Genomic DNA, 11,007 nt, shown 5'->3' with positions numbered 1-11,007 from the left:
ATCTTAGCCGATGCCAGTTACAGCACCGATCCCTGAGCCCTCGTCCTTCACACGATCCAATTTCCTGCCTCCTTAGTCCAACCGCTCCAGCGCTAGCGCGATGCCCTGACCGCCACCGATGCACAGCGTCACCACGCCGCGCCGGATGCCGTCGCGCGCCATTGAATGCAAAAGCCGCGTGGTCAGAACCGCACCAGTCGCGCCGATGGGGTGGCCATGCGCAATCGAGCCGCCCTCGACATTGACGATGTCTTCGGGGATCGACAGCTCCTTCATCACCGCCAGCACGATGGCGGCGAAGGCCTCGTTGATCTCGAAGCGTTCGACATCGCCGATGGACCAGCCCGCCCGATCAAGCGCCTGACGCACGGCGGGCACCGGGCCAAGGCCGAAAAAGCCCGGCTCAACCGCGCCGATGCCGTAAGACACCAGCCGCGCCATCGGGGTGACGCCCTTGCCCTCGGCCCAGCCGCGTTCGGCCACGATCATCGCCGCCCCAGCCGAATTCAGCCCCGGCGCATTGCCTGCGGTGATCGTGCCATCCTTGCGAAAGGCGGGTTTAAGCTTGGCGAGGCTTTCCAGCGTCGTTTCGGGGCGGTTATGTTCGTCCTTGGCAAACATCACCGACCCTTTGCGCGATTTGATCTCGACCGGGGCGATTTCGGCGTCGAACTTGCCCGCTGCCTGCGCTGCTGAAAACCGCTCCTGCGAGCGCAGCGCAAAACGGTCCTGATCTTCGCGGGTCAAACCGAATTTCGCCACCAAATCCTCGGTATGCCAACCCGAATGCTGATCTGAGAACGCATCGTTCAGCCCGTCCAGCAGCATCGAGTCGTAAATCTCAGCATTGCCCATCCGGTAGCCCCAGCGCCCGCCCGCCATCAGGTAGGGCGCACGGTCCATGTTCTCCATGCCGCCACCGACGGCGCTGGAAAGGTTACCAAGCCAGATTTCCTGCGCCGCACTCGCGATCCCCTGCGCGCCCGACCCACAGACCCGGTTGACCGTCATCGCGGGCACATCGACAGGCAGCCCACCCCCAATCGCGGCTTGGCGCGCCGGGTTCATCTTGTTGCCAGCCTGAACGACATTGCCCATGACGACCGTGCCGATATCGCCGCCGCTCAGACCGGATCGCTCCAGAGCGGCGCGGATCGCGACTGCCCCGAGCTCGGTCGCCGGGGTGCTCTTGAGCGTTCCATCATAGGTACCAATGGCGGTGCGCGTCGCAGCCGCGAGAATAACTTCGATCCTGGACATGATTAGCTCCTTGGTTGAATTCACTTATTGTCTCGCGCGCCCCACCACGGCCGGGCGCAGCACGTGCAATGTGTGGCGTGCGATCATCAGATCTTCGTTCGTGGGAATGACGAAGACGGGAACCGCGCTATCCCCATCGCTGATGCGTGGCCCGTCAGTTTGATTGGCAGTCTCATCCAGCCGGATACCCAGCCACTGCGCACCCGCACAGACGCCTTCGCGCACCGGGGCGGCATGTTCGCCAATACCGCCGGTGAAGATCAGCGCATCCAACCCGCCCAGTGCTGCCACCAACGAGCCAAGTTCGCGCCTAATCCGGTAGATGAACAGATCGACGGCCTCGCGCGCCTCGGGGCTGGGGCTGGCCAGAAGCGTGCGCATGTCGCCGCTGATCCCCGACACGCCCAGCAGGCCCGAACGGCGATACAGCAGATCGCTCAGCGCCGTTTCATCCATGCCCCGTTCGCTCATGAGATATAGCAGCACACCGGGGTCAATCGCGCCAGAGCGGGTGGCCATCACCAGCCCGTCAATCGCCGAAAACCCCATGCTTGAGGCAACCGAGCGCCCCTCGCGGATCGCGCACATGCTCGCACCCCCGCCCAGATGCGCCACCACCACACGGCCATTCGCCTTGGCCCCCAGATATTCAGGCAGGGTCGAGGCGATATATTCGTAGGACAGCCCGTGAAAGCCATAGCGGCGAATCCCCGCGTCATGCATCTCGCGCGGGATCGCATAACGGGTGCTTAGCGGCGCGTTGCTGGCGTGAAAACCGGTATCGAAACATGCGACTTGCGGCAAATGCGGATGGCTTGCGCTTAGCACACGCACGGGCACAAGGTTGTGGGGCTGGTGCAGCGGCGCCAGCGGGTTAAGCGCGGCCAGCTTGCGGGTGATCGCCTTGCTCAGGCGCACAGGTGCCGCAAATTCGGGGCCGCCATGCACGATGCGATGGCCCGCGCCGATCAGGGTCATGCCGCTGTCATGGGTCTCGATCCAGTCCAGCACGCGTGCCAGCACCGCCTCGTAATTGCCCGACTCCAGCGCAGTATCAATGCCGCCACTGGCCGCAGAGATTTTGAGATGGGGCGCATCGCCCAACCCGTCGGCCTCGCCATCGGCAAGGGCCGTCGGATCGACCCCGTCTGGCCCCGCCGCGAACAGTGAAAACTTGAGACTGGTTGAGCCTGCGTTGAGGGTCAGAATGACCTCGCTCATGCCACGCCCCCGGCCCGATGCGCATGGATCAACGACGCCACCGCACATGAGGCCAACCGGCTTTGCGCAGAATCCGCGCGGCTAGTCAGCACTATGGGCACCCGCGCGCCCAGAACCACCCCGGCGGCCTCGCTGGAGGCGAGGTATTCCAACTGCTTGGCAATCATGTTGCCCGCGTCCAGATCGGGCGCAAGCAAGATATCGGCGCGCCCGGCCACATCGGAATGGATATGCTTGATTTCCGCCGCCAGCGTCGAGACCGCATTATCAAGCGCCAATGGCCCATCCAGCACCGCGCCGGTGATCTGCCCGCGCTCGGCCATCTTGCACAGGGCGGCGGCATCCAACGTCGAGGGAATGCGCGGATTGATTACCTCCACCGCCGAAAGAATGGCGACGCGCGGGGTTTCAACGCCCAGCGCATGTGCCATCTCAATCGCGTTCTGCACGATCTCGGTCTTGGCGGCGAGATCGGGCGCGATGTTGATCGCGCCATCGGTGATGAACAGCAGACGATCCGTGCCCGGCACATCCATCAAAAACACATGGCTGAGGCGGCGTTTGGTGCGCAGGTTCAACTCGGGCTGCAAGATCGGGTGGAGAAATTCGTCGGTATGCAGACTGCCCTTCATCAGCGCGTGAACACGACCCTCATGGGCCATGCGCGCGGCCGTTTCGGCGGCGGCATCGGAATGTTCGGTGTCCTCGATGGGCCAGTTGGACAGATCAAGGCCTGCCTCTTTTGCAGCGGCCCGGATACGCGCCTCGGGGCCAACAAAGACGGGAGAGATCAACCCGGCCTGCGCGGCCTCGATAGCGCCCGCTATGGCGTTGGGTTCGACCGGGTGCACGATGGCGGTGAGGATGGGCTTTAGTGTTTTCGCCTGCGCGATCAGTTTGCGAAACTTCGCGCCGCGTTCGCCGATAATAAGGTTAGGGCTATCCGATGGGGCGCGGGTGATCTGGTTGGCCGGGGCGGTGACCTGCAAGCTGCCCTCGACCAGTGACTTGCCCTTGGGCCCGGTGCCGGTGCAGTCGAACACGACCGCCCGCGTTGCGAGATCGACACTGCGCACGCGCACCTCGAGATCCAGCGTATCCCCCACCGCGAGCCCCGCGTGAAAGCGCAGATCCACCGCGTCGATCCGGCTGCCCGCACCGGGCAAACGCGTGCCGATCAGCGCCGCAAGGCTTGATCCGGCCCAAGCAATTGGTCCGGTTTCGCAGGCAACTGGCCCGCCGCCGCCGCCAAGGGCTGAGATCAGCTCAAGATCGCGCACGGTCAGTTTGCGGCTTAGCCGGGCGCTATCGCCCGGCTTGATCTGCCCGATGGTGCGATTGGCGATGAGGTCGGTGTCGGTCTGAAGCATCTGCTTTCTCCTGTTTCGCTGTCTCATCGGCGCGTCAAATCAGTCGATGACGTGATAGCCTCCGTCGATATACAGAATGTCGCCGGTCACGCTGCGCGCGCTGTCACTGACCAGAAACGCCGCCATCGCGCCGACCTCGTCGATGGTCGTCAGGCGATGTGACGGGGCCTTGGCGACGGCCTTTTCCATCAGCGCGTCGAAATGCGCGATCCCCGAGGCGGCACGGGTCTTGATCGGCCCCGGCGACAGGCTGTTGACGCGAATGCCGCTACCGCTGAGTTCAGCCGACAGCGAGCGGGTCGTGGCCTCGAGCGCGGCCTTGACCGGGCACATCAGGTTGTAATGATCGACGACTTTCTCGGCGCCGTAATAGCTCATCGACAAAAGCGCGCCGCCCTTGTCCATCAGCTTCTCGGCACGTTTTGCCATACGGATGAAGGAGTGCACCGAGATATCCATCGCGCGCGCAAACCCCTCGGGCGAGCAATCCGTCACCCGACCATGCAGATCCGCAGCGGGCGCGAAGGCGATCGAATGCAGCGCAAAATCAAGCCGCCCCCAGTCCCGTTCGATCTGATCAAACACCGCATCCAGCGCGCCGGGCTTTTCAACATTACAGGGCAGGATGATCGGGCAAGATAGCGCCTCGGCCAGCGGTCGGACAAAGGGCTCGGCCTTGGCGTCGAAATATGTCAGCGCGAGGTCGGCGCCCGCATCACGAAAGGCGCGCGCGCAGCCATACGCGATGCTTGTCTCGTTGGCGACACCGATGACAAGACCCTTCTTTCCACTCAGGGGAAGGTGCATCGGTGTCATCGGCGTCACTCCTGTTAGCGTTGCAACACGTATTCGCCCGGTGCCGGGCAAAGCGGGGGATAGCCAGCCTCCTCGCGCCCCATCTGCGGCAGCGGGCCCGGTTTTCCTGAACGCTTGGCGAGCCACGCTTGCCAAGCGGGCCACCATGACCCCTCATGTTCGGGCGTGCCGTTGAACCACTTTTTCGGCGGCACAAAGCTGGAATTGGCGCAGTGATCGCCGATGCGGTAGTGGCGGCGTGGATGGCCGGGCTCGCTGACGATCCCGGCATTATGCCCGCCACTGGTCAGCAGGAAGGTCACATCGACATCCGTCAAAAGCGTGACCTTATAGACCGAGTGCCAAGGGGCCACATGATCGTGCTCGGTCCCGACGGCAAAGATCGGCGTGGTGATATCGGGAGGGGCCACGGTGACATCGCCCAGCTCGAACCGACCTTCAGAGAAGTCATTATCTAGAAACAGTTTTTGTAGGTATTGCGAGTGCATCTGATAGGGCATCCGGGTGACATCGGCATTCCACGCCATCAGATCGTTTAACGGGCGGCGTTCGCCCATCAGATAGTCATGCACGATGCGCGACCAGATCAGATCGTTCGCGCGCAGCATCTCGAAGGCGCCCGCCATCTCGCCCGCATCAAGATAGCCGCGCTCGGCCATCATATCCTTGAGAAAGGCGACCTGACTGTCATCGACAAACAGCAAAATCTCGCCCGCCTCGGTAAAATCGATCTGCGCGGCAAATAGCGTGAGCGATGCCAGACGATCCTGCCCGGTCTTGCCCAGAAGGGCCGCGGCAAGCGACAAAAGTGTGCCGCCGATGCAATAGCCCACGGCATGCACCTTGGGCCCCGGCACGATTGCCTGCACCGCATCCAGCGCAGCAAGCACCCCCTTTTCCACATAGGTCTGAAGGCTGAAATCACGCTCTTCCTCGTCGGGGTTTATCCACGAGATCATGAAGACGGTGTGGCCCTGTTGCACCAGATAGCGCACCATCGAATTCTTCGGGCTCAGATCGAGAATGTAGTATTTCATGATCCAGGCCGGAACGATCAGGATCGGTTCTGGATGCACCTTGTCTGTGGTCGGCGTGTATTGAATCAGCTCGATCAATTCGTTGCGATACACCACCTGTCCGGGCGTCACCGCCACCTCATGGCCGGGGCGGAACTGCTCGGCCCCTTCGGGCGGCTTGCCCTCTGTTTCGCGCATCAAATCCTCAAAGAAATGCCGCGCGCCCGTCACCAGGTTCTGGCCACCCGTTTCATGGGTGCGGGCAATGATTTCTGGGTTTGTGGCCAAGAAATTGGACGGGGACATCATATCAAGCCACTGCCGGACCCCGAAATTCACCAGATCAAGATGGTGGCGCGACACCCCCGCGATCCCCTTTGTCAGCTCGTCCCATAACTGCTCGGTCGCAAGGAAGGACTGGGCATAGGCTGCGAAGGGCCATTGTTGCCATGCTGGGTCATCGAAACGGTGATCCTCGGGGCGCGGTGTGATCGGGGCCGCGCCCTCTTTGGTGTGATCGACAGCGAGCGCAGAGAGATACCCCGCCAACGCCATCTGACGCGCAAGCGCCGCGCGCAGGATTTCTGATCGTTTGCCCGGCGCATTGGCCAGATGCAGCGCCCAGTCGAGATAGGCGAGCGCGGCAGAGGCCGGTGACAACCCACCCGTCAGCCGCCCTTCACTGGCATGCAGCATCAGATCGAACGGATTGGCGGGCGGTATTGTCTTTGTCATGGTTCAGTTACTCACCTTTGCGGCGGCGCGCTTGCCTGCCCCAGACTCGGGCACTTCTTGCGTCGCGGCCTGCACTTGCAAATCTCCTGCCACCTCGCGAACAAGCTCGGCATAGCGGTGGCCCACCTGATCGGCCAACGCACCCCAGGTTTCGGCGCGCACAAAGGCAGTTTCCATCATCATCCCCAGCAGCTCCAGCTGAAAATCCGCAAACTCTTTTGGATCACGGCTTTGCGTCAATTTCGCAAAATGCCTGGAAACGTCTTCGTGGTCTTTCAGCACAGGGTCGATGTGACGCTGAATGGCGTCGGTATAGAGGCGTTGCAGATCGCTGGCGAAATCCGTGAGGTGCTCAAGCTTGGTATTTCCGCCCGCGATCGTGATGGCACCCGGAGTGTTCAGCCCGTTCCGGGGCAGCGCGGTTCTCTGTTCAAGGCTTTGTTTGAAGACATCCTGCGTATCGGGCATGCGTATCTCCTTAGATGCTATCTGCGGCGGGGAAGCGCCCCGTCCATCGCTGCAATGACACAAGCATCACGCCCTTGATTGCTAGATGGTGTTCGCATTGGCCGCTTTCATCCATCTGACGCTACGCTTCAGCACTTTGTGAAACCTGATCAGAAAAATGAGACGCGCGACACGGGCGTTGCCTCGGGCGCACCGGGAAAGGCCCGGTTGCGCAGGAAGGAAGCGTCACAGGAACGCGGTCAAGCATTCTTCCAAGCCATTTGCGTATCAGGTGATCTAGCCAATGCCAATCCTTGCTAGACAGGATCAGCCCCACTTAGACGGTGAAAAACGAGGTCGCATAAAGCCTCGCCAATCGGGGCGCCTTGGCGCAAATCACCGCCACGCTTTCACGCGATTTCTCTGTCCAAGCTGTCAGACAGCGACCTGCGCCGCCTGTGCAAACGGCCCAATCAGGCGAAATCGAGGCCGCCGCTATCGCTGCCCCATCCGCAACAGACAGGAGCAGAGCATCTCCCAGACATCTTCACCGGGCGCGCCCAGAGTTCGGGCGAGACGTTGGGGAGGTTGCGCATCATCTATCGCCGCGACGATCACCGCATCCTTGGTCTCCATGTTCTGGCCGAAGGAGCCGTCGATCTGATGGGCGAGGCCGCATTGGCGGTGCGCAATGGGCTGACGCTGGAACAGATCGCCGCCAGCATTCACCCGCACCCGCACCTGACCGAGGCCTTTCGCCTCACCGCGCCTTCCGCGCTTGCCCAGCCGCCGCAAGGCTAAGGCTCATCTCAGCGCGGCCATATCGCTGCCAGACGGGGAAAGGTGCCGATCTGTTTCCCGCCATTCCCTTTTGCGGGCATTGCCAATACCCTGTTCGCGCAAAACGCGCGGCGGAGTATCCCTTGCCCCCGTCGCATGCCTGAACCGCATGCCGCCCAAATCTGCCTGAAGGCGGCCAGCGCGCCCTTACCCTGACGCCAAAAGCGCATTGACGAGCTGGCTTGACGGCTCGCAAAGGTCATCGATCACGTCGAAATGATGGCGGCGGGGCGCTGCGATCAGATCGGCGGGGGCCCAGCTTTCGGCAAGCAAGGCGGCTTGGCGCAAAAACTCCGGGCGCTCCGCCGCGCCGACCCAAGCGGTGACCCGCACACCCGGGCGCACGCCGTGCAAAGCCGGGCTTTCGGCGGCGGCGATTTCTGGGGTAAGCCCCAGTATCTCGTTGAGGGAGTTCAACACCAAGGGGCGCAGGTCGTGCAACCCGCTGATCGAGATAACCCGCGCGATGCGTTCGGCGATGGGGGCGGGCAGCGTACTGTCATCTGACACCATCCGCGTCGCCAGATGACCGCCCGCCGAGTGGCCCGCCAGATGGATCGGCCCATCCACAAGCCCAGCCGCCTGCGTGATGGCGCGGCTGATTTGCCCGGTGATGCCCGGAATGGTGTTTTCGGGCGCAAGCGTGTAGCCGGGCATAACCACCGTCCAGCCCCGCGCCAAGGCCCCCGCCGCCAGATGCGACCAGTGATCCTTGGAAAATGCGCGCCAATATCCGCCATGCACGAAGACCAGCAGCCCTTTGGAGTCACTCTCGGGGCGGAAAATATCCATCTTCTCGCGTGCAGCTGCACCATAGGCGACTTCGCTCAGACGGCCTTCGATCTGCGCCCGAAAGGCGGCGGCGCGGTCCAACCAAAGCTGCGGATAGCTCTCGCCGTTTTCGATATGGGAGGCGTTCACAAAAGCATCTTCCCAGTCAATTCCACTTTGATCGTCCATGACGCCTCCCGTTGGTTTTGCGCATCCTGTGCAGCCTCGGCTCACAAGGGTTTGATATTGCGAGCCGCTGCCGGCCTCGCTAACCTCCGCATCAAGCCGAACTCTCTCTCGTAACACTCTGTTTTGCAGAGGAGTCCGGCGCAGGCAACCCCAGGAAACGTCCAATGCAAGGCGGGCGTGTATCTTGCAGGGTCGCGCAGTTTAACGGAGGCGGTATGGCTTACGATCCAGCAAGTGAAGGGGCGAAGATGTCGTTCGCGACGGACATGTCCTATAGCGATTATCTGGGCCTTGATAAGGTTTTGTCGGCGCAGGACACGCTGTCAGATGCCCATGACGAATTGCTCTTCATCATTCAGCATCAGACAAGCGAGCTTTGGATGAAGCTGGCCCTGCACGAACTGCGCTCTGCGCGCGAGATGATCCGCGCCGGAACCCTGCGTCCGTGCTTTAAGATCCTCTCACGGTTGGCCCGGATTTTCGAGCAACTTAACGGGGCTTGGGATGTGCTGCGCACCATGACGCCCAGCGACTACACGCGGTTTCGCGAGGCTCTTGGGGCCTCATCGGGGTTTCAATCTTATCAATACCGCCTGATCGAATTCGTTCTTGGCAATCGCAATCTGGCGATGACGCGGGTGCATAAACATCGCGCCGACATCATGGGTTTGCTCAATGACGAACTGGCGCAGCCAAGCCTGTATGACGAAGCGATCCGCTTTGCCGCCGCTCGTCTTGGGGTGACTGCTGCGAATTTGCCCGAACCCAACCTGAACATGCCGCATGATGCGGATGATCGGATCATGGCGATCTGGCAGCGGGTTTACGAGGCACCCGAAGAGCATTGGGAACTTTATGAACTGGCCGAAAAGCTTGTCGATCTCGAGGACTATTTCCGTCGCTGGCGCTTCAACCATGTCACGACCGTCGAACGCGTGATCGGATTCAAGCGCGGCACGGGGGGCACGGCCGGGGTCGCTTACTTGCGCCGCATGCTTGAGGTCGAGCTGTTCCCAGAGCTTTGGAATGTGAGAGGAAATCTGTAATGGCGAGCCTGCCCAGAAAGCACCTGTTCGATCTGCCCGAAGGGGTGATTTATCTCGATGGAAACTCGCTTGGCCCCTTGCCGCGCGGCGTGGCCGAACGGCTTGAGCGTTGCGTGCATAAGGAATGGGGCGAGATGCTCATTCGCGGCTGGAACGACGCGCAGTGGATGGATCAGCCCGCGCGAGTGGGCAATAAGATCGCGAGGCTGATCGGCGCGCCCGAGGGCGCGGTGGTGATCGGCGACACGCTATCGATCAAGGTCTATCAGGCGCTGGCCTCGGCGCTTGAGATGCGACCCGATCGCAAGGTGGTGCTGTCGGACAATGGCAATTTTCCGACCGATCTTTATATGGCCGAGGGGTTGCTGCGCTCGCTGGGGCGCGGGCATGAACTGCGCACCCCGCCCCCCGAAGAGGTCGCCGATGCGATCACCGAAGAGGTGGCGGTCGTGATGCTGACGCAGGTGGATTACCGCACGGGCCGGATGCACGATTTCACAGCGATCACGCAAAAGGCCCATGCGGTCGGGGCGGTGATGATCTGGGATCTGGCCCATAGCGCGGGCGCAGTGCCCGTCGACATGGTCGCAAATAACGCTGAATTCGCCGTAGGCTGCACCTATAAATATCTCAACGGGGGGCCCGGCGCGCCCGCCTTCATCTATGTGCGCCCCGATATCGCCGAGACGGTACGCCCGGCGCTCAGCGGCTGGCTGGGCCATGAGGCACCGTTCGCCTTTGATCTCGGCTATCGCCCGGGGCGCGCGGTTGAGCGGATGCGCGTGGGCACGCCACCGGTGCTGCAGGCCACCGCGCTTGAAGAAGCTCTGAGCGTTTGGGACGGGCTGACGATGGCGGAGGTGCGCGCACGTTCCATCGAGCTGTCCGAGCGGTTCATCCGCGAAGTCGAGACGCGCTGCCCCGATCTGACCTTGCTCAGCCCGCGCGATCCTATGGCGCGCGGCAGTCAGGTCTCGTTCGGTTTCTCCGAAAGCTACGCCGCGATTCAGGCCCTCATCGAGCGGGGCGTGATTGGCGATTTCCGCGCCCCCGATGCGATGCGGTTCGGCTTTACCCCGCTATACATTGATGAGGGCGACGTGGTGCGCGCGGCTGAAATCATCGAGGATGTGATGACCAACAGGCTTTGGGACGATCCCGCTTATAAGGCGCGTTCGCGCGTCACCTGAAAAACCGCGGCTGATGGCGGAGCCTATTGGCCGAGAAACGCAAAAACCCAACCCGATCAGCAGACGCAAAACGGCGCTGAATTTAGACCAGTGAGCGTCCAAGGAT

At 62.0% G+C, this 11,007-nt stretch carries 10 protein-coding genes; 3 read left to right on the top strand and 7 right to left on the bottom strand.

Annotated features, from left to right (window positions below):
- Positions 1 to 72: 72 nt before the first annotated feature.
- Genes AB4874_RS09325 through AB4874_RS09300 form a run of 6 tightly spaced genes read right to left on the bottom strand, consistent with a single transcriptional unit; the run spans position 73 to position 6,886 of the window.
- Entirely contained in the window at positions 73 to 1,260 is a 1,188-nt protein-coding gene (locus tag AB4874_RS09325) for a thiolase family protein (protein WP_368391778.1), read from the bottom strand.
- Positions 1,261 to 1,284: 24 nt separating this feature from the next.
- Positions 1,285 to 2,481: an acetate/propionate family kinase gene (locus AB4874_RS09320; RefSeq protein ID WP_368391777.1), complete on the bottom strand. Its 1,197-nt coding sequence runs from the start codon at positions 2,479 to 2,481 to the stop codon at positions 1,285 to 1,287.
- Positions 2,478 to 3,851: a bifunctional enoyl-CoA hydratase/phosphate acetyltransferase gene (locus AB4874_RS09315; protein WP_368391776.1), complete on the bottom strand. Its 1,374-nt coding sequence runs from the start codon at positions 3,849 to 3,851 to the stop codon at positions 2,478 to 2,480. The genes AB4874_RS09320 and AB4874_RS09315 overlap by 4 nt, the downstream gene beginning before the upstream one ends.
- 39 nt (positions 3,852 to 3,890) lie before the next feature.
- Positions 3,891 to 4,658, bottom strand: coding sequence for an enoyl-ACP reductase FabI (fabI, locus tag AB4874_RS09310; protein ID WP_368391845.1), 768 nt, complete (start codon positions 4,656 to 4,658; stop codon positions 3,891 to 3,893).
- A gap of 23 nt (positions 4,659 to 4,681) precedes the next feature.
- Entirely contained in the window at positions 4,682 to 6,418 is a 1,737-nt protein-coding gene (locus AB4874_RS09305) for a PHA/PHB synthase family protein (protein WP_368391775.1), read from the bottom strand.
- Positions 6,419 to 6,421: 3 nt separating this feature from the next.
- A complete protein-coding gene (locus AB4874_RS09300; protein ID WP_368391774.1) occupies positions 6,422 to 6,886 on the bottom strand; it encodes a hypothetical protein in 465 nt (154 codons plus the stop codon).
- Between the two features lie 354 nt (positions 6,887 to 7,240).
- Here AB4874_RS09300 and AB4874_RS09295 point away from each other — a divergent pair, with 354 nt between their 5' ends.
- On the top strand, positions 7,241 to 7,666 hold the full coding sequence (locus AB4874_RS09295) for an oxidoreductase dimerization domain-containing protein (protein ID WP_368391844.1): 426 nt from the start codon (positions 7,241 to 7,243) through the stop codon (positions 7,664 to 7,666).
- Between the two features lie 186 nt (positions 7,667 to 7,852).
- Here the strand turns inward: AB4874_RS09295 and AB4874_RS09290 are convergent, their stop codons facing one another.
- A complete protein-coding gene (locus tag AB4874_RS09290; protein ID WP_368391773.1) occupies positions 7,853 to 8,665 on the bottom strand; it encodes a hormone-sensitive lipase in 813 nt (270 codons plus the stop codon).
- A 215-nt stretch (positions 8,666 to 8,880) separates the two neighbouring features.
- Here AB4874_RS09290 and AB4874_RS09285 point away from each other — a divergent pair, with 215 nt between their 5' ends.
- The gene (locus AB4874_RS09285) at positions 8,881 to 9,711 is read left to right on the top strand and encodes a tryptophan 2,3-dioxygenase (protein ID WP_368391772.1); all 831 of its coding nucleotides are present in this window, start codon (positions 8,881 to 8,883) and stop codon (positions 9,709 to 9,711) included.
- The gene (gene kynU / locus AB4874_RS09280) at positions 9,711 to 10,901 is read left to right on the top strand and encodes a kynureninase (RefSeq protein ID WP_368391771.1); all 1,191 of its coding nucleotides are present in this window, start codon (positions 9,711 to 9,713) and stop codon (positions 10,899 to 10,901) included. Before AB4874_RS09285 ends, kynU begins: the two co-directional genes overlap by 1 nt.
- Positions 10,902 to 11,007: the final 106 nt, after the last annotated feature.

Source organism: Thioclava arctica (genome assembly GCF_040892615.1).
In the GTDB taxonomy this organism is placed as follows: domain Bacteria; phylum Pseudomonadota; class Alphaproteobacteria; order Rhodobacterales; family Rhodobacteraceae; genus Thioclava; species Thioclava arctica.
This window is presented reverse-complemented; position numbering and strand designations above follow the sequence as displayed.